Source organism: Pseudoxanthomonas daejeonensis (assembly GCF_010093205.1).
GTDB classification, from domain to species: domain Bacteria; phylum Pseudomonadota; class Gammaproteobacteria; order Xanthomonadales; family Xanthomonadaceae; genus Pseudoxanthomonas; species Pseudoxanthomonas daejeonensis.
On the sequence record NZ_PDWN01000003.1, the window covers coordinates 230,795 to 257,405 of the forward strand.

Here is a 26,611-nt window from a genome sequence, read left to right on the forward strand (position 1 = left end):
ACGCATGGGAGCCGCCGCCGGGCTCGACGGCTGTGTATGTTCCACGATCACCCGCTCGTCCGCCGGCTCGCCGTCGTGGCCATGCACGCGAGATCGCCGGAGGCACCCGTCGCGTCCGCAAAATCGTCCGCAAGTGCTTGTTTCTGCGTGGGAATAAGAGTCCTTGGCGGCGCTCGTTGTGCTAGAATCGACCGGTTGCGCGAAGTCCGCTTGCGCAGCACCGCGTGCAGCCCCCGTGGCGGCCGCCCGGCATGCCCGCCACCGCCCCGCAATCGCCCCCGCTGAAGAGTCCTGATGACCGATCTCGCCAAAGAAATCATCCCGGTCAACCTCGAAGACGAAATGCGCCGCAGCTACCTCGATTACGCGATGAGCGTGATCGTGGGCCGCGCGCTCCCCGACGTGCGGGACGGCCTGAAGCCGGTGCACCGCCGGGTGCTCTTCGCGATGGATGAACTGGGCGCGCACAGCAACAAGCCGTACTACAAGTCCGCGCGAATCGTCGGCGACGTCATCGGCAAGTACCATCCGCACGGCGACCAGTCGGTGTACGACACGCTGGTGCGCATGGCCCAGCCGTTCTCGCTGCGCTACATGCTGGTGGATGGCCAGGGCAACTTCGGTTCGGTCGACGGCGACTCGGCCGCGGCGATGCGATACACCGAGGCGCGCATGTCGCGCCTGACCCACGAACTGATGGCCGACATCGACAAGGAAACCGTCGATTTCCAGCCCAACTACGACGAGAAGGAACAGGAGCCGACGGTCATGCCGACCCGGTTCCCGAACCTGCTGGTGAATGGTTCGGCCGGTATCGCGGTCGGCATGGCCACCAACATCCCGCCGCACAACCTGACCGAGGTGGTGAACGGCCTGCTTGCCCTGATCGACGAGCCCGAGCTCGATATCGACGGGCTGATGCAGTACATCCCGGGTCCGGATTTCCCGACCGCGGGCATCATCAACGGCGTGGGCGGCATCCAGCTGGCATACCGCACCGGCCGCGGCCGCGTGCGCATGCGCGCCAAGGCCGACGTGGAAGTGGCCGACAACGGCCGCGAGTCGATCATCGTCACCGAGATCCCCTACCAGGTGAACAAGGCACGGCTGATCGAGAAGATCGCCGAGCTGGTCAAGGAAAAGAAGATCGAGGGCATCTCGGAGTTGCGCGACGAGTCCGACAAGGACGGCATGCGCATCTACATCGAGATCAAGCGCGGCGAATCGGCCGAGGTGGTACTGAACAACCTGTACCAGCAGACCCAGCTGGAATCGGTGTTCGGCATCAACATGGTGGCGCTGGTCGACGGCCGCCCGCAGCTGGTCAACCTCAAGCAGATCCTCGAGGCGTTCCTGCGCCACCGCCGCGAGGTGGTGACCCGCAGGACCATCTTCGAACTGCGCAAGGCGCGCGCCCGTGCGCACGTGCTGGAAGGCCTGACCGTCGCGCTGGCCAACATCGACGAGATGATCGAACTGATCAAGACCTCCGAGAGCCCGCAGGTGGCCAAGGAGCGCATGCTCGGCCGCAGCTGGGAGCCGGGCCTGGTCGGTGCCTTGCTGGGCGCCGCGGGCGCCGAGGCTTCGCGACCGGACGACCTGCCGGCCGGCGTGGGCTTCATTGATGGCCAGTACCAGCTGACCGAGGTACAGGCCCAGCAGATCCTGGAAATGCGCCTGCACCGCCTGACCGGGCTGGAGCAGGACAAGCTGACCGACGAGTACCGCCAGCTGCTGGAAGCCATCCGCGGCCTGATCGAGATCCTCGAGAACCCGGACGTGCTGCGCCAGGTGATCCGCACCGAGCTGGAGAACCTGAAGGCGGAGTTCGGCGACGAGCGGCGCAGCGAGATCCGTGCCAGCGAGGAAGACCTCGACATCCTCGACCTGATCGCCCCTGAAGACGTGGTGGTCACCCTGTCCCATGCCGGCTACGCCAAGCGCCAGCCGGTCTCGGCGTATCGCGCGCAGAAGCGTGGCGGCCGTGGCCGCAGCGCGGCGGCGACCAAGGAAGAGGATTTCATCGACCAGCTGTGGCTGGTCAACACGCATGACACGCTGCTGACCTTCACCAGCAACGGCAAGGTGTTCTGGTTGCCGGTGCACCAGCTGCCGGAAGCCGGTTCCAATGCCCGCGGGCGGCCGATCATCAACTGGATTCCGCTGGAAGAAGGCGAGAAGGTCCAGGCGGTGCTGCCGGTGCGCGAGTATGCCGAGGGCTACTACGTGTTCTTCGCCACCCGCGACGGCACGGTCAAGAAGACCCCGCTGACCGAATTCGCGTTCCGCCTGGCGCGCGGCAAGATCGCGATCAGCCTGGACGAGGGCGACGCCCTGGTCGGCGTGTCCCTGACCCATGGCGCCAGCGACATCATGCTGTTCGCGTCCAACGGCAAGGCCGTGCGTTTCGACGAGTCCGAAGTGCGTTCGATGGGCCGTACCGCCACTGGCGTGCGCGGCATCCGCCTGGCGCAGGGCGAACAGGTTGTCAGCCTGGTCGTGCCGGAGGACGAGGGCGACATCCTCACCGCCAGCGAGCGCGGCTACGGCAAGCGCACGCCGCTCGACGAATACCCGAAGAAGGGCCGCGGCACCCAGGGCGTGATCGCGATCCAGACCACCGAGCGCAACGGCAAGCTGGTCGGCGCGATCCAGTTGTCCGAGCAGCACGAGGTCCTGCTGATTTCGGACGGCGGCACGCTGGTGCGCACGCGTGCCTCGGAGATCTCGCAGGTCGGCCGCAACACCCAGGGCGTGACCCTGATCCGGCTCGGCGAGGGCGAGTCGCTGCAGGCGGTCGAGCGCGTCGATGCGTCGCTGGACGACGAGGACGAACAGGCCGGCACCCGGACCGGTGGCGATGACGTCGCAGCGGAAGTCGTTCCGCAGGCCTGATCCACGCCAGGTGCTACAAACGCGAACGCCGGCCCAGGGCCGGCGTTCGCGTTTGTGCGGTGGAACCGACGCAAGGCGAGAACGCCTGTGCGTCGATAGTCGCGATCACATGGTCCGGCACTGCCTCCAGCGCACCGCGTCTTCGCTGCCGGGGCGCGGATTGAGCTGCACGCGCACGTTGCGCAGCGGCGGGTAGCGCTCCAGTTCGCTGCAGATCAGCGGCCAGACCATCTGGTCGCTGCCACTGCGGTCGATCACCAGCGTCGCGCGGGTCAGCCAGTAGGCGCGGGTGATCCCGGGCACGACCGAAAGCGTGCGTGCGATATCGCCCTGGTAGCGTGCGAACGTGGCGTCATCGGGATTGTCGAGGATGACGTTTTCATCCACGGCGGGCGCCTCGGTGGCAGCGGGCGCGGCCACGGCTTTCTGCGTCCCGGCCGGGCCCGATGGCGCCGTGGCTGCGGTGACGGCCGGTGTTTCGGTCGCGGCCGATTCAAGGCGCGGCAGCAACACTGCAACGACAAGGCCCAGTGCCAGCGCACCGCCCAGTGCGATCGACGTATGTCGCTTGGCCTGCGCCTTGGCGGCGGTTTCGATCCGGTGGGTCACGTCAGCCGGAAGGAAAGGCTTGAGCAGTGGCCACAGGCGCCGGCCATCGATCACTTCGATTCCGCGCGCGGCGGCGGCGGCGAGGGCGTCGCGTTCGGCATGTCCCTCGGTAAGCAGGATGCCACCCCGAGCGCCGGCCAGGTCCATCGCGCCGGCAAGCTCTTCCACGCTCGCTTCACCGAGGCGATAAGCCATGCCGTGCTTGCACGAAAGCAGCCAGCGGCTGTCGCCATCGGTCATCAGCAGCTGGCTGCTGGTGGAGTCGCCACCCTGGTCCAGCCCCTGGTTGGCGTCGCGCAGGCCGCGCTGCTGCATGGCCTGGCCGATGATCGTTGCGAATTCGCGCCAGCGCAGGTTGGCCAGCGCGCGCAGGCCGGCGGCCGCTTCCGTTTCCGGACGCCGCACCAGCCAGATGTAAAGCACCGCCAGCACGGCTGCGAGCGCAGCCAGGCCCAACCCCAAAATCCAGGAAGACATGCCGATCCCTGTGAAAACCCCTGTACCGGCCGCGATGTTACCCGGTTTCAAGTGGCGGTCGGCTGCGCGCGAATGAAGGCGTCGACAGGCGAAGGTGGCCCGCCAGTCCGGTAGCCGTGAGGGGAGGGGAGCAAACGGCGGTTGGACTGGCGGGCCGGCTCCGATTTTGCCGCGTTGTCTTGTGCTGTGCAACAAAACGGGCGGCAGCGAACCCGCGGCCGATCATCCCGCCGATGGCGTGCTCTCGTTCCCGCTTGCGGGGCTGGAAGTACCTGCGTGCGTGCGCTGGAGTTCGCGGGTCAATGCGTCGATCCGCGCACCGAGTGCGTCGAGGTCGTCCCGGGTGGGAACGTCGAGCTGGCGCAAGGTCTGTTGCACGCGCTGTTCGAATACGCGGCCCATGCTTTCCCAGGCCTCGCCGGCGCGGGTCTGGGCACGGCCCATCGCTGCATCCAGGTTCTGGCGCAGGCCTTCGAGGCGGCCCGCCGCGCTGCTGGCGGGGGTCTCGCCATCTTCCACCTGGCGGCCTTCCTCGGCCAGCTGCTCGAAGAGGCGGCTGCCCTCGCTCTGCGCACGGGCCAGCGCACCGATGCCGGCGAGCCATACCTGGTGCGCGTTGTCGCCCAGTTCGCGGGCCACGCGTCCTGCCTGTGCCTGGAGGTCGGCGACGCTGGTGAAGCCGGGGGTGCGGGGATCGGCGCTCATGGGCGGTCCTTGTAAGTTCGCGTCCGGGCAGTGTGTGGGGCGGGGCGATAAGGAGGCGTGAGCTCGCCGGCTCAGTCCAGCCGTTCGCCCAGCACGCGCCGGATCTCGCCTTCGACCTGGCCGCGCAGCGCCGACAGCAGGAAGCCGAGTTCGGCGCTGACGCGCACCTGCTGCGGCAGGACTTCGACCAGGCCCTGCAGGCCCGGCCCGGACAGGACCACCGCATCGCCCTGCCAGGTGCCCGACAGTCCGTAGCGTTCGCGCAGCTGCGCGGCGATGCCTTCCACGATGGTGCGGGCCTCGTCGGCGCTGCGGGTGTGCGGGTGCAGGATATCGATGCGGGCCATGGCGGAAATCGCGGGGAGGGACGGCAAGGTTAGCCTCGCCCGCGGCACCGGGCCAGCGATGCGGACCTCGGATTTGCTAGGCTTTCGCCGAATGTCCGACCTGCAACTCCATTTCAGCAATCGCCAGCAGGCCGATCACCCGCTGTCCCCCGGGGTGCATCGCGTGGTGCGCCAGTCCAATGGCGTGCTGGGTGTCGGCGACACCCTGCCGGGCGTCCTCCTGGCCCAGCTCTGCCTGGACCGGCGGGGCTTGTGGCTGCAGGTGCCCGGCGGTGCGCGCGCCATCCACGTCAACGGACGACCCGTACTGCGCATGGCGCTGTTGCGTGCCGGCGACGCGGTCTATGTCGATGGCGTCGAGTTGCTGGTGCGCACGCCGTTGCGGGCCGCGCCAAGGCCGCTCGACCCGGGTGAACATGCCGGCGATCCGCGCGTGGTCCTGCGCGGGGTCGGTGGCCAGTACCACGGCCGCAGCTTCACTCTGGGTCCCGAACGGCTGGTCGGCACTTCGCGCGAAGCCGACATCCGCATCGACGCACCCGGCTTCCCGGCGCGGCATGCGTTGCTGGAGCGTCATGGCGACGTGGTCCTGCTGCGCAGCCTCGGCCAGGAGTCGAGCGTGGTCAACGGCGTGACGGTCCGCGACGCGGTGCTGGGCGCTGGCGACCAGGTGGTGTTCGACGGCCAGCATCGCTTCGTGGTCGAGTTTCCCGCCGTGCCGGACTCCCGTCCGGTGGATGCACCCGAGCCGGTGTCGCAGCTCGAGGCGGCGACTCCCCCCGCGCCGGTCCGTCCGGGCACCCGTCTGCCCTGGCTGTTGCTGGCCGCCCTGATGCTGGGGCTGCTCCTCAGCGCGCTGCTGTGGTTCGGCGCACGCTGAGCCGCCGGAACACGCGCCAGCCGAGCAGCACCGCGACGATGCCGGCATAGACCGCCGGCTCGCGCACGTCCGATTTGACCAACCACCAGAAATGCAGCACGGCGAGCACGGCCACTGCGTAGACCAGCCTGTGCAACTGACCCCAGCGCCGGCCAAGCCTGCGCATCCAGCCCAAGGTCGAGGTCACCGCCAGCGGCACCAGCAGCAGCCAGGCGGTGAAGCCCACGGTGATGTAGGGACGCTTGGCGATCTCCTCGAAGATCTGCGCCCAGTAGCCGCCCAGGTCGAAGACCAGGTAGGCGGCCAGGTGCAGGCTCGCGTAGAAAAACGCGTACAAGCCGAGCATGCGCCGGAAACGCAGCAACACTGATTGGCCGGTCAGCTGCCGCACCGGCGTGATCGCCAGGGTGATCAGCAGCAGGCGCAATGCCCACAGGCCGGTGCGATGTTCGATCGCCGCAACCGGGTCTGCGCCGAGGGCGTCGCTGCCGGTTCGCCACACTTCGGCGACCTGCCAGGCCAGGTAGGACGCGGGTGCAAGGGCGGCGGCGTGCACGCCCGCCTTGGCCCAGGCGAGACCTGCGCCCGTCTTCGCGCCCGTCTTCGCGCCCGTCCTGGCACCCGTGTTGGAGGCGGGGCGGCGATTCATGCGTGGCCGGCCGCTGTGCAGGCCGTCAATACCACTTGCGCAGGTCCATGCCGGCATACATCGAGGCGACCTGATCGCCGTAGCCGTTGAACGGTTGCGTCGGGATCCGCTCGGCGAACAGCTTGCTCTTGCTGCCGGCGATGCGTCGCTCGGTCTTCTGGCTCCAGCGCGGATGGTCCACGGCCGGATTGACGTTGGAGAAGAAGCCGTATTCCGATGGCTGCAGCTGGTGCCAGGCGGTCTCGGGCATCTTCTCGGTGAAGCGGATCGCCACGATCGACTTGATCGACTTGAACCCGTACTTCCACGGCACCACCAGTCGCAAGGGCGCACCGTTCTGCTGCGGCAGCGGCTTGCCATACATCCCGGTCGCCAGCAGGGTCAGCGGGTGCATCGCCTCGTCGATGCGCAGGCCCTCCCGATATGGCCAGTCGATCGAACGATAGCGGATGCCGGGCATCTGCTGCGGGTCGGCCAGTGTGGTGAAGGCGACGTACTTCGCCTTCGAGGTCGGTTCGAAGCGCTTGAGCGTTTCGCCAAGCGGCACGCCCATCCACGGGATCACCATCGACCAGCCCTCCACGCAACGCAGCCGGTAGATCCGTTCCTGCGAAGCCTGGCCACGCAACAGGTCTTCCAGGGCGATCCGGCCGGGTTTGGCGCATTCGCCATCCACCGCCACGGTCCACGGCGAGGTGCGCAGTGTCTTGGCGGCGCTCGAGGGGTCGCCCTTGCCGGTGCCGAACTCGTAGAAGTTGTTGTAGGTGGTGGCATCCTCGAAACGGGTCTGCTCCTCGCGGGTGCTGAAACCGGCGTTGGCATCGACGGCGCTGACCGCTGTCTTCGGCGGCGGGGGTTCGGCTTCGGCACATCCCGGGAGTGCGGCGAGCAGCGGGCTTGCGGCGAATGCGGCCAGCAGTCGGCGGCGTTCGCGGTAGACGTTTTCGTCGGTTATCCCGGCGGAGGCGATGTCGGGCAGGCGGAACGTTGGCATCGCATCACTCCCGCGGTGGATGTGGGTTGGACCCCGTGGCGACTATACGGTTCCCGCGTCGCGCATGGCCTGCAGGGGCGGGTCTTGGTTGCGCCCGCAACCGCTGCACTGCGGCATACTACGGGGCCTTTCGTGACGGGTGGTTCATGACGCGCGCCTACAACTTCAGTGCCGGCCCCGCGACGCTGCCGGAGACGGTATTGCGCCAGGCGCAGGCCGAGATGCTGGACTGGAACGGGGTAGGCGCGTCGATCGTCGAACTGAGCCATCGCGGCGCCGAGTTCATGGGCGTCGCCGCGCAGGCGGAAGCGGACCTGAGGAAGCTGCTGTCCGTGCCCGACGACTACGCGGTGCTGTTCCTGGCCGGCGGCGCGACCACCCAGCAGGCGCTGCTGGCGCTGAACTTCGCCGCGCCGGGCCAGGTCGTGGACTACATCGTCACCGGCCATTGGGGCAAGACGGCGATCAAGCAGGTCAAGCCCTATGTCGACGTCCACGTGGCCGCGGACGGCGAGCCCGGGGGTTTCCACGACATCCCGTCGCGCGCCGGCTGGACGCTCAGTCCGGGCGCGGCGTACGTGCACATCACCGCGAACGAAACCATCCACGGCGTCGAGTTCCGCGACACGCCCGACGTGGGCGATGTGCCGTTGTTCGCCGATTTCAGCTCGTCGATCGCATCGGAGCCATTGGATGTATCGAAGTACGGACTGATCTACGCCGGCGCGCAGAAGAACCTCGGCCCGGTCGGCATCTCGGTGCTGCTCGTGCGTCGCGAACTGCTGGAACGCGCGGGCCAGCCGCGCGCCGACATCTTCAACTACGCCTCGCACGCGGCGCGCGATTCGATGCTCAACACGCCGCCGACGTGGAATTGGTACCTGCTCGGCCTGGTGGTGAAGTGGATGCTCGACGAGGGCGGCGTGGAAGAATTCGCGCGCCGCAACGCAGCCAAGGCGGAACTGGTCTACGGTGCGATCGACGGCTCCGGTGGCTTCTACCGCAACCAGGTCGTGCCGGCGGTGCGTTCGCGCATGAACATCCCGTTCTTCCTGCCCGACGAAGCGCTCACCAGCCGCTTCGTCAGTGAGTCCAAGGCCGCGGGGCTGCTGGCATTGAAGGGCCACAAGGCGGTCGGCGGCCTTCGCGCGTCGCTTTACAACGCGGTGCCCGTCGCAGGCGCGCAGGCGCTGGTCGATTTCATGCGCGATTTCCAGCAACGCAATGGCTGAGCACGACGGCTGCATGCTTTTCTAGGAATGCACTCCAGGCGCGACCCACCAGGCTGCTGACGCGGCTGGCCCCAAGCACAACGGAACCCCGCACATGGCAACACCGAAGAAGCCCGCCGCCGGAAAGCCGGCCCGGAAAAAGCCGGCAACGCCCAAGGCCAGCAAGGCGCCGGCAGCCGCGGCGCCTGTACTGGCCGACGTGCGCGCCCAGATCGACGGGATCGATCGCCAGATCCAGGCCCTGATCGCCGAGCGCGCCGGCTTCGCGCTGCAGGTCGGCAAGGCCAAGGGCAAGCTCGCGGCGGCGGTGGACTACTACCGGCCCGAGCGCGAAGCGCAGGTGCTGCGGATGGTGGTCGATCGCAACGAGGGCCCGCTGTCCGACGAAGTCCTGGTGCATGTGTTCCGCGAGATCATGTCGGCCTGCCTGGCCCAGCAGGAGCCACTGAAGATCGGCTACCTCGGACCGGAGGGCACCTTCAGCCAGCAGGCGGTGCTCAAGCATTTCGGCCGATCCGCGCATGGCCTGCCGCTGGGCAGCATCGAGGAAGTGTTCCAGGAGGTCGAGGCCGGCAATGCCGATTTCGGCGTGGTTCCCGTCGAAAATTCCGGGCAGGGCACGATCCAGGTCACCCTCGACATGTTCCTGACCTCGCAGCTGAAGATCTGCGGCGAGGTGGAGCTGATGGTCCACCAGTACCTGCTGTCGCGCAGCGGCCGGATCGAGGATATCGAGCGCATCTATGCGCATCCGCAGGCCTTCGCCCAGACCGCCGGCTGGCTGCGCACCAACCTGCCGAAGGCCGAGAAGGTACCGGTATCGAGCAATGCCGAAGGCGCCCGGCGCGCGCGCAGTGCCGACGACGCGGCCGCCATCGCCGGCGAAAGCGCGGCGCACGTGTACGGCCTGAAGAAGGTCATCATGCGTCCGATCCAGGACGACAAGGACAACACGACCCGCTTCCTGGTGATCGGGCGGCAGATCTTCCCGCCATCGGGCCATGACCGCACCTCGGTGCTGGTGTTCATCCACGACAAGCCCGGTGCGCTGTTCGACGTGCTCAGCCCGTTCGCCAGGCATGGCATCAGCATGAACCGGATCGAATCGCGGCCGTCGCACCAGGCCAAGTGGGAGTACGCGTTCTTCATCGACCTGGCCGGGCACGTGGAGGACCAGGCGATGAAGCAGGCGCTGGCCGAACTGGAGAAGCACGTGGCCCAGGTCAAGGTGCTGGGTTCGTATCCGGTGGCGGTGCCATAACCGCGCACGTGCACCGCAGCGGCACGCAACGGGTTTCGATTGATTGAAAGAGCAGCAGGGATACGGAGCAGAGATGTCGCAGTCGCAGCATTGGGTCGCAACCGCCGGTCAGCCGCTGCGCGGCACGCTGGAGATTCCCGGGGACAAGTCGGTCTCGCACCGCTCGGTGATGTTCGCCGCGCTCGCCGATGGCGTTTCCACCATCGACGGATTCCTCGAAGGCGAGGACACGCGCGCCACCGCGGCGATCTTCTCGCAGCTGGGCGTGCGCATCGAAACGCCGTCGCCCTCGCGTCGCATCGTGCATGGCGTGGGCGTCGATGGCCTGCGCGCGGCGGATGGTCCACTGGATTGCGGCAACGCCGGTACCGGCATGCGCCTGCTGGCCGGGCTGCTGGCGGCGCAATCGTTCGACAGCGTCCTGGTGGGTGACGAGTCGCTGTCGAAGCGGCCGATGCGGCGGGTCACCGCTCCGTTGGCGCAGATGGGCGCGAAGATCGATACGCGCGAGGACGGCACGCCGCCGCTGCACATCCATGGCGCACAGGCGCTCCACGGCATCGAATACACCCTGCCGGTGGCCTCGGCGCAGGTGAAGTCGGCGGTGCTGCTGGCCGGCCTCTATGCACAGGGCGAGACGTCGGTCGCCGAGCCGCATCCGACCCGGGACTACACCGAGCGCATGCTTTCGGCCTTCGGCGTGGAGATCGAGTTCTCGCCCGGCCACGCCCGCCTGCGCGGCGGCCAGCGCCTGCGCGCGACCGATATCGCGGTACCGGCGGATTTCTCCTCGTCGGCCTTCTTCCTCGTCGCGGCCAGCATCGTTCCGGGGTCGGAACTGCGACTGCTCGCGGTCGGCCTCAATCCGCGTCGCACGGGCCTGCTGCAGGCACTGCGCCTGATGGGTGCCGACATCACCGAGGAGAATCCCTCGACCCATGGCGGCGAGCCCGTCGCCGACCTGGTGGTGCGCCATGCGCCTTTGCGCGGGATCGAGGTGCCGGAGGCGCTGGTCCCGGACATGATCGACGAGTTTCCCGCGCTGTTCGTCGCAGCCGCCTGCGCCGAAGGCCCGACCGTCGTGCGCGGCGCTGCCGAACTGCGGGTCAAGGAATCGGACCGCCTCGCTGCGATGGCGGTCGGCTTGCGCACGCTGGGACTGCGGATCGACGAGACGCCCGACGGGGCCACGATCCATCCGGGCCTGCTGGGTGCCGGTACGATCGAAAGCCACGGCGACCATCGGATCGCCATGGCTTTCGCGGTGGCCGCGCAGCGCGCGAGCGGGGAAGTGCGGGTGGACGACGTGGCCAACGTGGCCACGTCGTTCCCGGGCTTCGACCGGCTCGCGCGGGATTGCGGGTTCGGCCTTCGCAGCTAGCTGGCAAGACGCCAGGCGGCCGCGTGTAATCCAGGCTCAGCCGCGGCGGAAATCCACCGGCAACTGCACGGTGGCCGGTACCGCCTTGCCGTCGCGCATCGCCGGCTGGAAGCGCCACTGGCGGGCCGCTTCGATGGCGGCGCGGTCGAAGCTGCGATCGCGCGTGCCGGTGCGTTCCACGACCTGCACGTCGCCGGGCACGCCCTGTGCGTCCACGGCGATGCGTACGACCACCGCCCCTTCCTCGCCGGCGCGCAGCGCGCTCCGCGGATATTCGGGCAGGGGGTTGCCGGCCAGCGGCAGCGGCGCGCGGTCGGCGATCACCGGGCGCGCATGCTCGGCGATCGCCCGGGAGCCGACGACCGGGCGCGCATCCGGTGTGCTGGTCGCGGCCGGCGGCTCGATGGTCGTGACGACGGGGGTTGCGGTCGTGCCGATTCCGCCGTCGTCGCGCTGCGCGTACCACCAGACGCCGGCGGCAACCAGCGCGACGGCCAGGCCGGCCATGAGCACGGGCGAGGTGCGTTCGCGGGTCTCGCCGACCGTATCGCCCTCGACCGGATCGAGATGCGCGTGCTGGGAATGGTTGGTATAGGTCGCCATGTGCGTCTCCTCGGGTGGTTGAACCGTGGCCGAGTTTCCGCACGACGATGTCTGCGCGAGGTCGATATCGGCTGAACCATTCCACAGGCACGGGACGCGGTTCAGCGAGTTGCACGCCGGGTGAGGGGGCCGCTATTCCAGCTTGAAGTCCACTGGAACCGACAGGCCGCCCGGCACCGCGTTGCCCGCGGCATCGAGCGCGGGAGAGAAGCGCCAGCGTGAAACCGCTTCGACCGCTGCGCGATCGAGGTCGCGCGAACCACTGCGCTGGCTCACGTCGATCGATACCGGCTGGCCTTGTGCGTCCACCTGCACCTGCAGGATTACCGTGCCGGTTTCTCCGCGACGCAGCGCGTCCAGCGGATAGCGCGGCGACGGCGACTGCTCGGGCAGTGGCGAGGGCGCCTGCATGGCTTGGCCGGCGACCGGTGCGGCCTCATCGATGCTCGGCGGCAGTGGAGTCGTCTCGACTGGTGCGGGCGCCGGCGCCGGGGCAGGGGCAGGGGCCTGCTCCACCACGCGCGCCTCTTCGGTGGGAGCGGGCAAGGGCGTGGCAGCGTCGCCGGCGGCCATGGGGCGCGGCAGCGGTTCGAAGGCCACCGGCTCGGCCACCGGCTTGGCGGGGCCGGGCGTGGTCGTGTCGTCGCCGCGCCCGGCCAGCCAGACCAGGGCGAACAGCAGCCAGCCCAGCAGGAAGGCCGCACCGACCAGGAGCCAGCGGCCTTGCGGCAGGTAATCGAGCAGGCCGGGACCTGCGGAACGACTGGAGGTGGCCATGAGGGTCCGGCGGTTGGTTCATCCGGATTCTGTCACAGGGTCAGTGAACCGACCGGCGCATCCGGCCGCGATTGGCGATAATGGCCGACCCAATCGCCACGCCTTCTCCCATGCTCGATCCCGCGCTGCTCCGCAACCAGACCGCCGCCCTGGCCGAACGCCTCGCCGTGCGCGGCTATACGCTCGATGCCACCGCGCTGGAAGCGCTGGAAACGGAGCGCAAGGCGATCCAGGTGCGCACCCAGGACCTGCAGAACCTGCGCAACACCCGTTCCAAGGCGATCGGGCAGGCCAAGGCGAAGGGCGAGGACGTGTCGGCACTGATGGCCGAGGTCGCCGGCTTCGGCGACGAGCTGAAAGCTTCCGAGGCGCGCCTGGAGGAAATCCGCGGCCGGATCGAGGCGATCGCGATGGGCATCCCCAACCTGCCGGCCGACGACGTCCCGCAGGGCGACGACGAAGCCGGCAATGTCGAGAAGCATCGCTGGGGTACCCCGCGCGCGTTCGATTTCCCGGTCAGGGACCATGTCGAACTCGGTGCGCGCCACGGCTGGCTCGATGCCGACACCGCGGCCAAGCTGTCGGGCGCGCGCTTCACCGTGCTGCGCGGCCAGTTGGCGCGCCTGCACCGCGCGCTGGCGCAGTTCATGCTTGACCTGCACACCGGCGAGCACGGCTACGAGGAGACCAGCGTGCCGCTGGTCGTCAATGCCGATTCGCTGCGCGGCACCGGCCAGCTGCCGAAGTTCGAGGAAGACCTCTTCGCCACGCAACTGGGCGAGCACACGCGCTACCTGATCCCGACCTCGGAAGTGCCGCTGACCAATATCGTCCGCGACGAAATCCTCGAGGCCGAGCGCCTGCCGTTGCGCATGAGCGCGCATTCGCTGTGCTTCCGTTCCGAGGCCGGCAGCGGTGGCCGCGATACCCGCGGCATGATCCGCCAGCACCAGTTCGAGAAGGTCGAGCTGGTCTCGATCGTCACGCCCGAAGACAGCGACGCCGAACACGAGCGCATGACGCGCGCCGCCGAGACCGTGCTGGAGCGACTGGGTCTGCCGTACCGCAAGGTGCTGCTGTGCACCGGCGACATGGGCTTCTCGGCGCGCCGCACCTACGATCTGGAGGTGTGGCTGCCCTCGCAGGACACCTATCGCGAGATCTCGTCCTGTTCGAGCTGCGGCGATTTCCAGGCCCGGCGCATGCAGGCCCGCTGGCGCAACCCGGCCACCGGCAAGCCCGAGCTGGTGCATACGCTCAACGGTTCGGGCGTGGCCGTGGGCCGCGCGCTGATCGCAGTGATGGAGAACTACCAGAACGCCGACGGCTCGATCACCGTGCCCGACGTGCTGCGTCCATACATGGGCGGCGCGGAACACATCGCCTGACGGCCGCGCTCCCCGAATCGCCTTGGAGCGGGGGAAGCGCGGCTGCGTGTCCGTGTAATGGCGCCGATCGCGGAGCAAGCCCCGCTCTACGAGCGCGGGATGGACGAGCAGCAGCACGCTTCGACGGCTGCCGCTCCCGTTTCCCTCAAGCTGCCTGGAGCAACGGCGCGGCCGGTCGCGGGATCGACGCCTTGGCCGCAGCGATGGCATCGGTGCGGTGCTGGGGCGAATAGGCGACCCCTTCGGCGCGTACGAACTCGACCTCGTCGATGCCGAGGAACGCGAACACCTGGCGCAGGTAAGACTCCTGGAAGTCCGTTGGCGCGCCATGGACGCTGCCGCGGCCGCTGGCCACGATCACCCGCTTGCCGCCGGCCAGGCCCTGCGGTCCGTTCTCGGTGTAGCGGAATGTGCGTCCTGCGACGGCGACGCGGTCGATCCAGGCCTTGAGCGTGGAGGGGATGCTGAAGTTGTACATCGGCGCCCCGATCACCACGACATCGGCATCCAGGAACTGCTGCAGGGTCCGTTCGGCTTCGGCGGCCTCGGCCGGATCGGCCTTGGCCAGGCTTTGGCCGGTCAGGTGGGGCAGGGGTTCACGGTCCAGGTCGCGGTAGTCGACCTGGAGGCCGTCGAGCGAAGACGACCACTGTGCGACGATGGTGGCGCTCAGTTCGCGGGTGACGGAGTTCTGGCCCAGGGCGCTGGAGTCGATATGCAGCAGTTTCATGGCGTGTCCTTGGTTCGGTGCGGCGAGGTCGCCGCGGCAGGGACACTATCCGTCGTTGCATTAATGGGATAAAGGTGGTTAGATGCCACCATCTGTTCCGTACATGGAAATATAGCCATGCAGGACCTCAACGATCTCTATTACTTCGCCATGGTGGTCGAGCACGGCGGATTCGCCGCTGCCGAGCGCGCGCTGGGTATCCCCAAGTCACGCCTGAGCCGGCGCATCAGCCAGCTGGAAACCGACATGGGCGTGCGCCTGTTGCAGCGCTCGACGCGCCGGTTCGCGGTCACCGACGTGGGCATGAGCGTGTACCGCCATGCGCAGACGATGCTCACCGAGGCCCAGGCCGCTCGCGAGGTCGTGGACCGGCTGAGTGCCGAACCGCGCGGTGTGGTGCGGGTCAGCGTCCCGGTCGCGCTGGCCCAGCAGCAACTGCCGAAGCTGCTTCCGCGCTTCCTGGAGCAGTACCCGAAGGTGCGCCTGCAGCTGCACATCGGCAACCGCAGGGTGGACCTGATCAACGAAGGTTTCGACCTGGCCCTGCGCGTGCGTGCGCGCCTGGATGACGACGGCAGCCTGGTGATGCGCAGCTTCGGCCAGATCCAGGAGCTGCTGGTGGCCAGCCCGAAATACCTCGATCGTGCGGGACGTCCGAAGGATCCTTCCGATCTCGCCTCGCACCTGACCCTGAGCATCCACGAGGACGAGGCACACCAGCGCTGGGAGCTGCACGGACCGGGCGGCGAGGTGCGTCGCGTGGACCTGCAGCCGCGCGTGGCCGGTTTCGACTTCCCGTTGCTGCAGTCGATGGTCCGCGACGGTTTCGGCATCACCATGCTGCCGGAGACCGTCTGCGCCGAAGCGGTGCGCCGCGGCGAGCTGGAGGTTGTCCTGCCCGAGTGGTCGCTGCCGCAGGGCATCTGCCATGCGGTGTTCGCATCGCGCCGCGGCCTGCTGCCGGCGGTGCGCGTGTTCATCGACTTCTTGGCCGAGCACCTGCCGCAGCAGATCGAGTCCTCGCGGCTGGACTGCGGCAATTGCGGCAAGGCGGGGGAGAAACCCGTGGAAACGGCAAAGGCCGGCTGATCGCATCGCATATGCGAAAATTCCGCGGCACCCGGCTGCGCGCACCGCAGTACCGTGGCAGGCGGCAGGCCTAGGAGGAATAGCCGGTTAAGAGGCGCTGCTCTGGACCGGGCGCGATCGGCCGTCGAGGGCATCGACGCGACCGGTGCGGGACGCTGGCCGCTGCAGCGGCAGCGTAGAATGCAGACAGCGGAAGTGTGGCCGAGCGGTTGAAGGCACCGGTCTTGAAAACCGGCAATGGGCAACCATTCGTGGGTTCGAATCCCACCGCTTCCGCCACCCTAGTCCGTCGGGGCGGGCGCCGGCTTGGCGTCCAGCGAGCGCAGTCCGTTCTCCAGTACCCGCAGTGCCCGCGGCACGTTGCGGGCATCCAGCTGGTCGATGCCGTCCTGCGGGCTGTGGATGACCTTCATCACCTTCGGCGCCTGCGCCGGCTTCTGTCCGGCGAATACCTGCAGGATGTCGGGGATTTCATCGCCGCCGACCAGCGAGAACGACACCGCGGGCCAGCCTGCCTTGAGGAACGCCAGGTGGTCGGTAGGCGGATACTTGTCGCCGGGCTGGAAGCCGAGCTTCTGCTGCCTGCTCAGCGCTTCGAGGGCGTTGACCAGCGGCGTATCGGACTGTGGCGCCATCATCCACAGCGTGTCGCCCCAGCCGAACACGTCGAAGTTCACGTAGAGCGCCGGCTTCTCCTGTCCTGGCGTGGCGACCCACGCGCGCGAACCGAGCAGGCCCTGCTCCTCGAGGTCCCAGAAGGCGAGCTTGACCCGGTGGGCCTGCAGCGGGCGCGCCTTGAGCGCCTGGGCCAGTTCCAGGACCGTGGCTACGCCGGAAGCGTTGTCGGTCGCACCGTGGCCGACGTCGACGCGGTCGTAGTGCGCGCCGATCAGCAGCAGCGGCGCATCGGCCGGCCCGCCCAGGTCGGCGACGACATTGCGGCCGTGCTTGCCGTCCAGTTCGAACGCCTCCGCGTGCCAGGCGATGCCCAACGCGTCCAGCCGGTCGGTGATCGAGGTGGCGCGCGCGGCGGTGTCGGCACCGGCGCTGGTCTGCGCGACCTGGGCCTGCCAGCGGTCGGGTGGGGCCTTGGCGAGTGCGGTCCCGGACAGGGGGGCAGTGAGCAGCGCAAAGGCGAGCAGGAGTGCAGGTGCAGCGATACGACGACGGGCCCGGAACGACGGGTCAGGCAGGTCCATGAAGGTTTCCCCGGCAACAGGCGTCCAGTATGCACGACCCCGCTTGCCCGCCGGCAGGCGCGGGGATAGTCTGCGCGCGACGGCATACCGAGGGAGCGGCATGACCATCCGCGTTTTTCTGGTGGACGACCATGCGCTGGTCAGGACCGGCCTGCGCATGATCCTGTCGGCTCAGCCCGACATCGAGATCCTCGGCGAAGCCGAGTGCGGCGAGGACGCATTGCCGCTGATCCGCAAGCTCAAGCCCGACGTGGTGCTGTGCGACCTGCACCTGCCCGGTATCAGTGGCCTGGAAGTGACCGAACGCATCATTCGCGGGCGGGTGGGTTGCCGCGTGGTGATCGTATCGGTGCTCGAGGATGGACCCTTGCCCAAGCGCCTGCTCGACGTCGGTGCATCCGGATACGTCGGCAAGGGCGGCGATGCGCTCGAACTGCTCAGCGCGGTGCGGGACGCTGCGCGCGGCAAGCGCTACCTGGGCAGCAGCATCGCCCAGAACATGGCCTTGGCCAGCGTAGGCGGAGAGGTCTCGCCGTTCGACGGGTTGTCGCCCCGTGAGCTGGAAGTGGCGATGCTGCTGGTGCAGGGCATCCGCCAGGACATGATCGCGCAGCGCCTGAGCCTGAGCCCGAAGACGATCAACACGCACAAGTCGCGCCTGTTCGAGAAGGTCGGCGTGCAGGACAACATCGCCCTGGCGCGCCTGGCGGCGCGCTATGGCTTGATGGATCCGGCGACCACGATCTAAGCGCGCGCGGCGCGCGGCGCGCGAATGCCGACATCCTCCCGCGTCTGCGGGAGGATGTTCCAACGATCAGTCAGACCTGCTGGCGGGGCTGCTCGTCGTCGGGTCCAGCAGTGTCGGCATCGGCGGTCGTCATGCCCGGCGCATCCGCTTCGGCATCGACATCCGCCTGTGCGGCGGCATCGGCCACGACCGTCGCGGTCGTCTCCCCGGCGGAAACCTGGTCGAACAGGCCGGCCGTGGTCGGGAACGAAGTGGTCGCCGGGGTCTGCGGCTCGGCCTGCACCACGGGATCGATGGGGCCGGCGACGATGGCCGCGTCCTCTTCGATCGGTGCATGCGCGGGCACGACGGGCACGACGGGCGCGGCGGCTTCGACGGCAACCGCGATCGCAGCGGCTTCGGCGGGGGCAGCGACTTCATCCACCGGCGCCGGTTCCGCTGCGGCGGCGATCGCCGCGGCACTCGCCGGTGCGGCCGCAACGACCTCTTCGGCTTCGTGCGGGACCGCAGAGACTTCGGCCGCGGGCGTTTCCGCACTCGTCGCCACATGGGCAGGTGCGACGGTGCTTGCGTCCTTCACCGCGGTCGCGGGCGCTTCGACGGCAGCAGTCTCGACGACGGGAGCGGGGGCCACCACTGGCGCGGCGGGCGCGACGATATCGTCGAAATCGAACTCGGGCTGGCCGGCATGGGCCACCGTCGCGGCGTTCGCATCGCCGGACCGGGTAGTGTCCTCCCCAGACGCGACGTCGTCCTCGCCGTTGTCGTCGAGGTCGTCACCCGACTCGTTGCCAGCTTCGTCGGCCAGTACGCCGGCGGCCTCGCCACCACGACGGCGACGGCGACCACCCCGGCGACCGCGACGGCGGCGGCTGCCGCCATCGGACGTCGCGGCATCACCGGCCTCGGCATCGATGCCGGTCGTGGCCTCGCCGGCGGCGACCTGCGCGGTCGTCTCGACCGCGGGCACGCCCTCGGCGAGCGCAGCCACGGCGGCCGGTGCGACCACGGCGGTCAATGCGACCTCCGCAGCCGTCTCGGACTGGGCCGGCGTCGTGCGCGGCGCGTCATCGCTGCGCGGACGCGGCGGGTTCTGCTGCGCGGGCTTGCTGGTGTCGACGCTTTCGGTGACCGGCTTCTTCTCACGCGGCGGCTTCTGCTGCTGCGGCTGGCGGTTGCCGGGTTGCTGCGTGGCGGCCTGGCCGCTGGCACCACCCTTCTGCTGCTGCGGCTGGCGTTCCTGGCGCTCCTGCTTCTGCGGCTGCTGGGCATTGCCGCCCTTGGCCTGCGCGTTGCCACGCTGCTTCTGCTGCGGGTTGCCGCGGTTGTCGCGCTGGCCGCCGCCTTCGTTGCGCCCGTCGCGGCGAGCGCGGTCATTGCGATCACCACGGTCGCTGCGGTTGCCACGGCCATCGCCCTGTCGTTCCGGGGAGGGCGCAGTGGCGACATCGCCGCCGCCGAACAGTCGCTTGAAGAAGCCGACGACGCCGCCAGCGGCGGGCGCCGGTGCGGGCGCACGGGGTGCCGGAGCTGCTGCGACCGGGGCCGGTGCTTCTTCGCGCTCTTCGCGAACCGGTGCCGGGCGCGGCGGGGCCACGCGGGTCACCGCCGGCGGTGGCGGGATGTTGAGCTGGGCCTTGGTCAGGGCGTGCACCGGCAGCTTGCGCGGGGTGCCGCGCTGGTAGCTCGGCTTGCCGCTTTCCTCGCCGAGCTCGTTCTCGCGCAGGCGGGTGACTTCGTAGTGCGGGGTGTGCAGCTGCTCGTCGGCGACGATGATGATCGGCGCGTCATGGCGCTGCTCGATCTCACGCAGCGCGCCGCGCTTCTCGTTGAGCAGGAAGTTGGCGATCTCCACCGGGGCCTGGACCAGCACCTGCCCGGTGTTCTCCTTCATCGCGTGCTCTTCGGCGACGCGGATGATCGACAGCGACAGCGATTCGACGCTGCGCATGCGGCCGTGGCCTTCGCAGCGCGGGCAGACGATCTGGCTGGACTCGCCCAGGCTGGCGCGCAGGCGCTGCCGGCTCATCTCCATCAGGCCGAAGCGCGAGATGCGGCCCAGCTGGACGCGGGCGCGGTCGTACTTGAGCGAACCCTGCAGGCGGTCCTCGACCGCGCGCTGGTGCTTGGACGAGGACATGTCGATGAAGTCGATCACCACCAGGCCGCCCAGGTCGCGCAGGCGCAGCTGGCGGGCCACTTCCTCGGCCGCTTCCAGGTTGGTGTGGAACGCGGTCTCCTCGATGTCGCCGCCCTTGGTGGCGCGCGCGGAGTTGACGTCGATCGCCGTCAGCGCTTCGGTCTGGTCGATCACCAGCGCGCCGCCGGAGGGCAGGCGGATGGTGCGCTCGTAGGCGTTCTCGATCTGCGACTCGATCTGGAAGCGGTTGAAGAGCGGGATGTCGTCCTTGTAGTGCTTGAGCTTGCGCAGGGTCTGCGGCATCACCTGTTCCATGAACAGGCGCGCATCCTGGTACATCTCCTCGGTGTCGACCAGGATCTCGCCGACGTCGGCGCGCAGGTAGTCGCGCAGGGCGCGGATGATCAGCCGCGACTCCTGGTAGATCAGGAACGGGGCCGGCTTGCTCAGCGCGGCCTCGGCGATCGCGCGCCAGGCGGCCAGCAGGTAGTCCAGGTCCCACTGCAGCTCTTCGGCATCGCGGCCGACGCCGGCGGTGCGGATGATCACGCCCATGTCGTCGGGGATGTTCAGCGCGTCCATGGCGCGCTTGAGCTCGGCCCGGTCCTCGCCCTCGATCCGGCGCGAGACGCCGCCGGCGGTCGGTGAATTGGGCATCAGCACCATGTAGCGGCCGGCCAGCGAGATGAACGTGGTCAGCGCCGCGCCCTTGTTGCCGCGCTCGTCCTTGTCGATCTGGACGACCACTTCCTGGCCTTCGCGCAGCAGCTCGCGGATGCCGGCCTTGTTCGGGTCGACCCCGGCCTGGAAGTAGTCGCGGGAGATTTCCTTGAGCGGCAGGAAGCCGTGGCGCTCGGCGCCGTATTCGACGAAGGCCGCCTCAAGCGACGGCTCGAGCCGGGTGATGCGGCCCTTGTAGATGTTGGACTTCTTCTGTTCCTTCGACGGCTGTTCGATGTCGATGTCGTACAGGTTCTGGCCGTCGACGATGGCCACGCGCAGTTCTTCGGCCTGCGTGGCGTTGATGAGCATTCGCTTCATGGTGCGTTCCTCGCGCGCTCTACCGCGCGGAACGCCGGGCGTTCGCACTCTGGAATCCCACCTGTCCGCTCGGGGGAGCAGGGGTGGCGGGTTTCGCCGTCCGTCGCGCTGGGCGCGGTCCGGGCGGATCCTGGTTTCCAGCGCTGCAACACCACGGCGGGCCGCGGGAGCGCTTTGCTATTGGGTGTCTTCAATGGGTACAGCGGGCCGGCGGCGCGGACGCCACGCGGGACATGTTCAGCAACCGGTGCTCTGACCCACCGGGCCATGGCCGGGTCTGCCTGCAAGCCGCTAACATGGCCGCCCCTGGGGCGGTGGCCGCGCACTGTGCCGGGATCGCGGGAAGCCCGGGCTTCTGGCCCTGCAACTTCTTCCAGCGGAATCAAACCCTTACATCGCCGGCCGAGTCTAACAGAATTAACAAGTCAATGACCGACCCCCAACCTGCCAAGTCCGCTGCCCGCACCGTGAAGGTTCCGGAGGACCGCGATGGCCAGCGGCTGGACAACTTCCTGCTCGGCCAGCTCAAGGGCGCGCCGCGCAGCCTGGTCTACAAGCTGGTCCGCAGCGGCCAGGTCCGGGTCAACGGCGGGCGGGCCAAGGCCGAGCGCAAGCTCGTGGCCGGCGAAGAGGTCCGCATCCCGCCGCTGCGTCTGGAGGGCGAAGCCGAACGCGGCACGCCCGCGCCGGGCCTGCTGCAGCGGATCGAGGCGGCCATCGTGTTCGAGGACGCACGCCTGCTGGCCCTGGACAAGCCGTCCGGGGTGGCCAGCCATGGCGGCAGCGGCATCTCCTTCGGCGCCATCGAGACCCTGCGTGCGCTGCGCCCGGGCCAGACGCTCGAGCTGGTCCATCGCCTGGACCGGGACACCTCGGGGGTCCTGATCGTGGCCAAGAAGCGCTCGGCGCTGACCGAGATGCAGGCGCTCATGCGTGAAGGCAGCCGCGAGGGCGGGGCGGGCCGCGGCATCCGCAAGCGCTACCTGACCCTGCTCACCGGGCGGATGCCGGATGGGACCCTGAGCGTGGACGCGCCGCTGCACGTGGGCCTGCGCCAGGGCGGGGAGCGGCATGTCCAGGTCGATCCCGACGGCAAGCCTTCGACGAGCCACTTCAAGGTCCTGGAGCGGCGCGGCGGCCAATCCTATTGCGAGGTGCGCATCGACACCGGCCGCACCCACCAGATCCGTGTGCACGCCCAGCACCTGGGACACCCGGTGGCGGGCGACGACAAGTACGGCGATCCGGAGGCCAACAAGCGCCTGCGCGACAAGGCCGGCCTGCGCCGGCTGTTCCTGCACGCCGCCTCGCTGGAGTTCGCCCTCGATGACGGGCGCACACCCTACACGATCAGTGCGCCGATCGCTCCCGAGCTGCGCGAGGTGCTGGACCGGCTGGCCTAGGGCGCGCCCCTTACCACTTGAACAGCACCAGGCTCAGCGCCAGCACGCCCATGCCGCTGACCAGGCCATACACGGTCTCGTGGCCCTTGGCGTAGCGCTTGGCCGCCGGCAACAGTTCGTCGATGGCCAGGAACACCATCACACCGGCGATCAGGCCGAACACCATGCCGAACACCGCATCGGTCAGGTAGTTGGACAGCAGCGCGAAACCGATCACCGCGCCCACCGGCTCGGCCAGCCCCGACAGCAGGCTGGCGATGAAGGCGTATCCCTTTTTGCCGGTGGCGAAATACACCGGGATCGCGATGGCGATGCCTTCGGGAATGTTGTGGATCGCGATGGCCAGGGCCAGCGGCAGGCCGACGGCCGGATTGCCCAGGGTCGCGAAGAACGTCGCCAGGCCCTCGGGGAAATTGTGCGCGGTGATCGCGACCGCGGTCATCAGGCCGACGCGGCGGATGTATTCGCGGTTGTGTTCGCGCAGGGCGGGGTCGTCGCTGGCCAGGGTGTCGTGCGGGTTGGGCACCAGCATGTCGATCACCATGATCAGCAGCAGGCCGGCCAGGAACGCGAACGTGGCAAAGGTAAAGCCCAGCCGCGTGTCGTAGGCCAGGGTGAACGACGCGACCGCCTTGCTGAAGATTTCGGTGAGCGACACGTAGACCATCGCGCCGCCGGCGAAGGCCAGGCCGAAGGCGAGTAGCCGTGGATTGGGCCCGCGCGCGAACACCACCAGCAACCCGCCCAGCCCGGTAGCCAGCCCCGCGGCCAGCGTTACCGCCAGCGCGATCAGGATCGCGGAGGTCGAGGGGTCATGCATGCGCGTGCATCCTCATCCGTGAGTGGCCGCGCTCAGGTCGGCGAGCGGCCGGCGTCCAGTGCGAAGCAGGCGTCGGGGCGCACCGCCGGCGCGGTGAAGTTCACGGGCACCTGGATGGTCTGCGCCACCGGCTGGCCGGCGCGCGTGGCCGGGCGGAATTTCCAGCCCTGTACCGACTCCTTCGCCAGCCGGTCCAGGTCGTCGTTGCCGCTGCCGCGCACCAGGTCGATCCGGGTCGGCGTGCCGGCGGTGCCGACCTCGACCTCCAGCAGGGCCTGGCCGCCGATACCGGCGCAGGCCAGTGCCATCGGGTATTCCGGTGGCGGGGTGTCGATCGCGGCGATCTGGGTCGGCGCCGGCACGGGTTCGGCCGGGGGCGTGCTGCCGCCGCAGCCCGCCAGCAGCGAGGCGAGGAGGAATGCGGACAACAGGAAGATCGGACGGGCCATGGTTCAGTCCTCCAGCAGGGTCGCGGCGCGTGCCGCGCAGATGAAGTCGTTCTCGCTCAGGCCACCTACGTCGTGGGTGGAAAAGCGCACGACACAGCGGTCGTAGTGCACGCCCAGGTCCGGGTGGTGGTCTTCGCGATGCGCGATCCAGGCCAGCGCGTTCACGAAGGCCATCGTGCGGTGATAGTCCTTGAAGCGGAAGGTGCGCAGTAGCGCACGGCCTTCCTCGGCCAGCTCCCAGCCCGGCACCTGCGGCATCAGCTCGGCGATGCGGGCCTGCCCCAGCCGGTGTTCGTGGCCACTGCGGGGCAGGCAGTGCGCCTGCGCGAGCGGGATGAGGTCGGACATGGGGAGCCTCCGTGGTGCCTGTCTGAACGGTCCGCGGGGCCGCTGCGGGCCGCCGCCGGGACTTGGCTAGAATACCCGCATGATCAACATCTCCGACAGCGCGCAGGCGCATTTCCGCAAGCTGGTGGAACGCGAGGCCATCCCCGGCCTGGGCGTGCGCCTGAGTGCCATGGATCCCGGTACGTCGCGTGCCGATGCCCGCCTGGAGTTCGCCGAACCGGCCGAGCTGGCCGGCGACGAGTGGGCGATCGACTGCGATGGCTTCACGCTGTATGTCGCCGCCGACAGCGTCGGCTGGCTCGACGGTGCGGAGATCGACTATGTGTTCCAGGGCACCGGCGCGCAGCTGACGATCCGCGCGCCGAAGATCAAGGGCGAGGCGCCGGCTGATTCGGCCTCCCTGGTCGAACGCGTGCGCTGGGTGATGGAAAACGAGGTCAATCCGCAACTGGCCTCGCATGGCGGCCGTGCCACGGTGCAGGAAGTGTCGGCCGAGGGCGTGGTCCTGTTGCGCTTCGGCGGTGGCTGCCACGGCTGCGGAATGGCCGATGTCACCCTCAAGCAGGGCATCGAGAAGACGCTCATCGCGCGCGTGCCCGGGGTGACCGCGGTGCGCGACGCGACCGACCACGACAGCGGCTCGGCGCCGTACATGCCGCGCGGAAACGCGGCCTGACGCGGTGACGCGCGCGTCTGAAATCATCCAGGCGCTGATCGGGCGCGCACCCCCACATCCCCCCGTCGAACGCCACACGCGCATGCCCTACGGCTGGGCGCTGTGGCTGCGTTCGCTACCGCCGCTGCCGGTGCATCCGCATGCTCGCCCGGCCGAGGTCGTCGACCTTTTGGGGGAGCGCCCGCCTGCAGCGCGCGCGCCGGGCAGGGAACTGTCGCGCTGGCCGGCCTTCTTCTCGCTTTTCCACCAGGGCTGGTTGCCACCGCCGCGCGACGAACGTCCGCTCCGCTGGTTCTCGGGTACCGGCAGCCTGGTGCTGCATGTCCTGTTCATCGCGGCGCTGGCCTGGATGGCCTACCTGCAATCGCTGCTGCCACCGCCGCCGCCCGAGGCCGGGGGTGGCGGCGAGCGGGTGGCGATCGGCTTCATCGGCGCCGGCGATCCGGGGACGCCCCAGTCCGAGGCCCCGGCGGCATCCTCTTCGGCGACGGGTGAACCGGTTTCGGCATCCGAATCGTCCACGCCGGCCTCCACGCCGGCCGAAGCCGCCGACGAAAGCGCGTCATCACCGCCGGTGCCCCAAGAGGTCGCCGTCGAACCTGCCCCGACGCCGCCCGCGCCCACACCGCCGCAGGTGGCGGAGGTCGCCGAGCCGGACGTGGCGGAGGTGCCCGCGGAGCAGCCGGTGCAGGTGACCGAGGTCGAACAGCCCACGATCGACTACGTGTTGCCACCTGCCACGCCGCGCGAGGTCACCGCGCCGGCGATCAGGCAACCTCAATTGCGGGAACGCGAGGTCGCGGTGGTCGAGCTGCCGGCGATCCGCACGCCGCAGGCGCGACCCGTCGACGTGCCGCTGGTCCAGCCGCGCGAGCTGCAGTTGCGCACGCGCGAGGTCAACGAGCCGCTGCCGCAGGTTGCGCTGAAGCCGGTGACGGTCGAGGTGCCGCAGGTCCAGCCCCGGCTGCGGCAGGCGCCGGAATCCACCGTCCGCGAGCGCGAGCTGGCGATGCCATCACCGCCGGCGCCCGCGCCCGCCGCGGCACCCGCATCCGCGCCTGCGACCACTCCAGCCGCAGCGCCTGCGACCGCCGCACAGGCCGGCGGCGCACCGCCGGGCATGCCGACAGGACCGGCCGCCGCGCCGCGTGCGACCTCCGGCGGTGCCTCGCCGGCGGCGTCCCCGCGTCCGGCCCCGGGCAGTGGTTGGGACAGTCCGGTCGCCGGCGACGACTGGGGCCAGGCCCGTTCCGGCCAAGCGCGGCCGGGCGGCGCACCGGGGCTGTTCGATGGCGACGGCCGGGTTCGCCTGCCGGGCGAAGGCGCCGGGCAGGGGCCGGGCCCGGCGGCGGGCGAGGGCATGGCCGAACGTGGCGCGCCGGGCAGCGACAGCGACCGCTGGACCCGCGACCGGATCGACCAGTCGGGAACCTGGCTGAAGCGGCCGCCATACGACTACGAACCCACCAGCTTCGACCGCTTCTGGGTACCCAACGAGTCGCTGTTGGCCGAATGGGTACGCAAGGGCATGAAATCGGTGGCGATCCCGATTCCCGGCACCGGCAAGAAGATCAATTGCATGATCTCGGTGCTGCAACTTGGCGGTGGTTGCGGCATCAGCGATCCCGACCTCAACGAGCAGCCCGCCGACGGCAGGCCGCCACCGGACGTGCCGTTCAAGCCCGAACTCCAGGAAGACAACGGCAGCGTCAGGCCCTGATGCGCATGCTGGCGCGTCGTCGAGCCGCGGCGAAGCTGCGGATGGGCTCC

The 26,611-nt window shown here is 69.2% G+C and carries 24 protein-coding genes and 1 tRNA gene; 12 read left to right on the forward strand and 13 right to left on the reverse strand.

Translation table 11 applies throughout. The features are described 5' to 3' along the window. Positions 1-294: 294 nt before the first annotated feature. Entirely contained in the window at positions 295-2,895 is a 2,601-nt protein-coding gene (gene gyrA / locus CSC65_RS04255) for a DNA gyrase subunit A (protein WP_162408742.1), read from the forward strand. Between the two features lie 105 nt (positions 2,896-3,000). On the opposite strand, the gene CSC65_RS04260 is transcribed toward gyrA, so the two are convergent. The 3 genes from CSC65_RS04260 to CSC65_RS04270 all read right to left on the reverse strand — a co-directional run bounded on the left by CSC65_RS04260 (position 3,001) and on the right by CSC65_RS04270 (position 5,033). After that, positions 3,001-3,981, reverse strand: a complete 981-nt coding sequence (locus CSC65_RS04260) for a restriction endonuclease (protein WP_202922826.1) — start codon at positions 3,979-3,981, stop codon at positions 3,001-3,003. Between the two features lie 222 nt (positions 3,982-4,203). Continuing rightward, on the reverse strand, positions 4,204-4,686 hold the full coding sequence (locus tag CSC65_RS04265; RefSeq protein WP_162408744.1) for a phasin family protein: 483 nt from the start codon (positions 4,684-4,686) through the stop codon (positions 4,204-4,206). A gap of 71 nt (positions 4,687-4,757) precedes the next feature. Next, entirely contained in the window at positions 4,758-5,033 is a 276-nt protein-coding gene (locus CSC65_RS04270) for a polyhydroxyalkanoic acid system family protein (protein ID WP_162408746.1), read from the reverse strand. A 91-nt stretch (positions 5,034-5,124) separates the two neighbouring features. Here CSC65_RS04270 and CSC65_RS04275 point away from each other — a divergent pair, with 91 nt between their 5' ends. Next, complete coding sequence (locus CSC65_RS04275) at positions 5,125-5,913, forward strand: FHA domain-containing protein (RefSeq protein WP_162408748.1); 789 nt, start codon at positions 5,125-5,127, stop codon at positions 5,911-5,913. Here CSC65_RS04275 and msrQ read toward each other — a convergent pair. Next, on the reverse strand, positions 5,882-6,469 hold the full coding sequence (gene msrQ, locus CSC65_RS04280) for a protein-methionine-sulfoxide reductase heme-binding subunit MsrQ (RefSeq protein ID WP_425501308.1): 588 nt from the start codon (positions 6,467-6,469) through the stop codon (positions 5,882-5,884). The genes CSC65_RS04275 and msrQ overlap by 32 nt on opposite strands. A 118-nt stretch (positions 6,470-6,587) precedes the next feature. Next, complete coding sequence (gene msrP, locus CSC65_RS04285) at positions 6,588-7,556, reverse strand: protein-methionine-sulfoxide reductase catalytic subunit MsrP (protein ID WP_162408752.1); 969 nt, start codon at positions 7,554-7,556, stop codon at positions 6,588-6,590. A 146-nt stretch (positions 7,557-7,702) separates the two neighbouring features. Here msrP and serC point away from each other — a divergent pair, with 146 nt between their 5' ends. The 3 genes from serC to aroA all read left to right on the forward strand — a co-directional run bounded on the left by serC (position 7,703) and on the right by aroA (position 11,430). Continuing rightward, positions 7,703-8,788: a phosphoserine transaminase gene (gene serC / locus CSC65_RS04290; protein ID WP_162408754.1), complete on the forward strand. Its 1,086-nt coding sequence runs from the start codon at positions 7,703-7,705 to the stop codon at positions 8,786-8,788. A 94-nt stretch (positions 8,789-8,882) separates the two neighbouring features. After that, the gene (gene pheA, locus CSC65_RS04295) at positions 8,883-10,049 is read left to right on the forward strand and encodes a prephenate dehydratase (protein WP_162408756.1); all 1,167 of its coding nucleotides are present in this window, start codon (positions 8,883-8,885) and stop codon (positions 10,047-10,049) included. Between the two features lie 73 nt (positions 10,050-10,122). Next, positions 10,123-11,430, forward strand: a complete 1,308-nt coding sequence (gene aroA, locus CSC65_RS04300; protein WP_162408758.1) for a 3-phosphoshikimate 1-carboxyvinyltransferase — start codon at positions 10,123-10,125, stop codon at positions 11,428-11,430. Between the two features lie 36 nt (positions 11,431-11,466). On the opposite strand, the gene CSC65_RS04305 is transcribed toward aroA, so the two are convergent. Then, positions 11,467-12,033, reverse strand: a complete 567-nt coding sequence (locus tag CSC65_RS04305; protein WP_162408760.1) for an energy transducer TonB — start codon at positions 12,031-12,033, stop codon at positions 11,467-11,469. A gap of 132 nt (positions 12,034-12,165) precedes the next feature. Then, entirely contained in the window at positions 12,166-12,810 is a 645-nt protein-coding gene (locus tag CSC65_RS04310; protein WP_162408762.1) for an energy transducer TonB, read from the reverse strand. A 110-nt stretch (positions 12,811-12,920) separates the two neighbouring features. Between CSC65_RS04310 and serS the strand changes: the two genes are divergently transcribed. Then, a complete protein-coding gene (gene serS / locus CSC65_RS04315; RefSeq protein WP_162408987.1) occupies positions 12,921-14,198 on the forward strand; it encodes a serine--tRNA ligase in 1,278 nt (425 codons plus the stop codon). 145 nt (positions 14,199-14,343) lie between these two features. On the opposite strand, the gene CSC65_RS04320 is transcribed toward serS, so the two are convergent. Further along, positions 14,344-14,928, reverse strand: a complete 585-nt coding sequence (locus CSC65_RS04320) for an FMN-dependent NADH-azoreductase (RefSeq protein ID WP_162408764.1) — start codon at positions 14,926-14,928, stop codon at positions 14,344-14,346. Positions 14,929-15,045: 117 nt separating this feature from the next. On the opposite strand from CSC65_RS04320, the gene CSC65_RS04325 reads away from it, so the two are divergent. After that, positions 15,046-16,017, forward strand: a complete 972-nt coding sequence (locus CSC65_RS04325; RefSeq protein WP_162408766.1) for a LysR family transcriptional regulator — start codon at positions 15,046-15,048, stop codon at positions 16,015-16,017. Positions 16,018-16,208: 191 nt separating this feature from the next. Further along, a tRNA-Ser gene (locus CSC65_RS04330) sits at positions 16,209-16,296 on the forward strand. Between the two features lie 2 nt (positions 16,297-16,298). Here the strand turns inward: CSC65_RS04330 and CSC65_RS04335 are convergent. Continuing rightward, positions 16,299-17,216 carry a M28 family metallopeptidase gene (locus tag CSC65_RS04335; protein WP_162408768.1) on the reverse strand — a complete coding sequence of 306 codons (918 nt, stop codon included), beginning with the start codon at positions 17,214-17,216 and terminating at the stop codon, positions 16,299-16,301. 100 nt (positions 17,217-17,316) lie between these two features. On the opposite strand from CSC65_RS04335, the gene CSC65_RS04340 reads away from it, so the two are divergent. Then, positions 17,317-17,964, forward strand: a complete 648-nt coding sequence (locus tag CSC65_RS04340) for a response regulator (RefSeq protein ID WP_162408770.1) — start codon at positions 17,317-17,319, stop codon at positions 17,962-17,964. 70 nt (positions 17,965-18,034) lie between these two features. Here CSC65_RS04340 and CSC65_RS04345 read toward each other — a convergent pair whose 3' ends face one another. Beyond that, positions 18,035-21,145 carry an Rne/Rng family ribonuclease gene (locus tag CSC65_RS04345; protein WP_162408772.1) on the reverse strand — a complete coding sequence of 1,037 codons (3,111 nt, stop codon included), beginning with the start codon at positions 21,143-21,145 and terminating at the stop codon, positions 18,035-18,037. Positions 21,146-21,573: 428 nt separating this feature from the next. On the opposite strand from CSC65_RS04345, the gene CSC65_RS04350 reads away from it, so the two are divergent. Next, a complete protein-coding gene (locus CSC65_RS04350) occupies positions 21,574-22,548 on the forward strand; it encodes an RluA family pseudouridine synthase (protein ID WP_162408774.1) in 975 nt (324 codons plus the stop codon). Between the two features lie 10 nt (positions 22,549-22,558). Here CSC65_RS04350 and zupT read toward each other — a convergent pair whose 3' ends face one another. From zupT to CSC65_RS04365, 3 genes are read right to left on the reverse strand one after another with little or no spacing between them, the layout of a single operon-like run. After that, on the reverse strand, positions 22,559-23,368 hold the full coding sequence (zupT, locus tag CSC65_RS04355; RefSeq protein ID WP_162408776.1) for a zinc transporter ZupT: 810 nt from the start codon (positions 23,366-23,368) through the stop codon (positions 22,559-22,561). Between the two features lie 32 nt (positions 23,369-23,400). Beyond that, positions 23,401-23,817 (reverse strand): energy transducer TonB, encoded by a 417-nt coding sequence (locus CSC65_RS04360; protein ID WP_162408778.1) that lies wholly within the window; start codon positions 23,815-23,817, stop codon positions 23,401-23,403. Between the two features lie 3 nt (positions 23,818-23,820). Next, a complete protein-coding gene (locus tag CSC65_RS04365; protein WP_162408780.1) occupies positions 23,821-24,165 on the reverse strand; it encodes a 4a-hydroxytetrahydrobiopterin dehydratase in 345 nt (114 codons plus the stop codon). Between the two features lie 79 nt (positions 24,166-24,244). Here CSC65_RS04365 and CSC65_RS04370 point away from each other — a divergent pair, with 79 nt between their 5' ends. Continuing rightward, on the forward strand, positions 24,245-24,841 hold the full coding sequence (locus tag CSC65_RS04370; RefSeq protein ID WP_162408782.1) for an NfuA family Fe-S biogenesis protein: 597 nt from the start codon (positions 24,245-24,247) through the stop codon (positions 24,839-24,841). Positions 24,842-24,923: 82 nt separating this feature from the next. Further along, positions 24,924-26,561, forward strand: a complete 1,638-nt coding sequence (locus tag CSC65_RS04375; RefSeq protein WP_238390269.1) for a hypothetical protein — start codon at positions 24,924-24,926, stop codon at positions 26,559-26,561. Positions 26,562-26,611 lie beyond the last annotated feature (50 nt).

Coding starts and splice junctions, on each gene's coding strand:
- CSC65_RS04365 (WP_162408780.1), bottom strand. CDS start 24,165: ATGTCCGACCTCATCCCGCTCGCGCAGGCGCACTGCCTGCCCCGCAGT.
- CSC65_RS04265 (WP_162408744.1), bottom strand. CDS start 4,686: ATGAGCGCCGATCCCCGCACCCCCGGCTTCACCAGCGTCGCCGACCTC.
- CSC65_RS04325 (WP_162408766.1), top strand. CDS start 15,046: ATGCAGGACCTCAACGATCTCTATTACTTCGCCATGGTGGTCGAGCAC.
- serC (WP_162408754.1), top strand. CDS start 7,703: ATGACGCGCGCCTACAACTTCAGTGCCGGCCCCGCGACGCTGCCGGAG.
- CSC65_RS04270 (WP_162408746.1), bottom strand. CDS start 5,033: ATGGCCCGCATCGATATCCTGCACCCGCACACCCGCAGCGCCGACGAG.
- CSC65_RS04350 (WP_162408774.1), top strand. CDS start 21,574: ATGACCGACCCCCAACCTGCCAAGTCCGCTGCCCGCACCGTGAAGGTT.
- CSC65_RS04305 (WP_162408760.1), bottom strand. CDS start 12,033: ATGGCGACCTATACCAACCATTCCCAGCACGCGCATCTCGATCCGGTC.
- CSC65_RS04335 (WP_162408768.1), bottom strand. CDS start 17,216: ATGGACCTGCCTGACCCGTCGTTCCGGGCCCGTCGTCGTATCGCTGCA.
- msrP (WP_162408752.1), bottom strand. CDS start 7,556: ATGCCAACGTTCCGCCTGCCCGACATCGCCTCCGCCGGGATAACCGAC.
- CSC65_RS04370 (WP_162408782.1), top strand. CDS start 24,245: ATGATCAACATCTCCGACAGCGCGCAGGCGCATTTCCGCAAGCTGGTG.
- zupT (WP_162408776.1), bottom strand. CDS start 23,368: ATGCATGACCCCTCGACCTCCGCGATCCTGATCGCGCTGGCGGTAACG.
- CSC65_RS04260 (WP_202922826.1), bottom strand. CDS start 3,981: ATGTCTTCCTGGATTTTGGGGTTGGGCCTGGCTGCGCTCGCAGCCGTG.
- aroA (WP_162408758.1), top strand. CDS start 10,123: ATGTCGCAGTCGCAGCATTGGGTCGCAACCGCCGGTCAGCCGCTGCGC.
- CSC65_RS04310 (WP_162408762.1), bottom strand. CDS start 12,810: ATGGCCACCTCCAGTCGTTCCGCAGGTCCCGGCCTGCTCGATTACCTG.
- gyrA (WP_162408742.1), top strand. CDS start 295: ATGACCGATCTCGCCAAAGAAATCATCCCGGTCAACCTCGAAGACGAA.
- CSC65_RS04275 (WP_162408748.1), top strand. CDS start 5,125: ATGTCCGACCTGCAACTCCATTTCAGCAATCGCCAGCAGGCCGATCAC.
- CSC65_RS04340 (WP_162408770.1), top strand. CDS start 17,317: ATGACCATCCGCGTTTTTCTGGTGGACGACCATGCGCTGGTCAGGACC.
- serS (WP_162408987.1), top strand. CDS start 12,921: ATGCTCGATCCCGCGCTGCTCCGCAACCAGACCGCCGCCCTGGCCGAA.
- CSC65_RS04345 (WP_162408772.1), bottom strand. CDS start 21,145: ATGAAGCGAATGCTCATCAACGCCACGCAGGCCGAAGAACTGCGCGTG.
- CSC65_RS04320 (WP_162408764.1), bottom strand. CDS start 14,928: ATGAAACTGCTGCATATCGACTCCAGCGCCCTGGGCCAGAACTCCGTC.
- pheA (WP_162408756.1), top strand. CDS start 8,883: ATGGCAACACCGAAGAAGCCCGCCGCCGGAAAGCCGGCCCGGAAAAAG.
- CSC65_RS04375 (WP_238390269.1), top strand. CDS start 24,924: ATGCCCTACGGCTGGGCGCTGTGGCTGCGTTCGCTACCGCCGCTGCCG.
- CSC65_RS04360 (WP_162408778.1), bottom strand. CDS start 23,817: ATGGCCCGTCCGATCTTCCTGTTGTCCGCATTCCTCCTCGCCTCGCTG.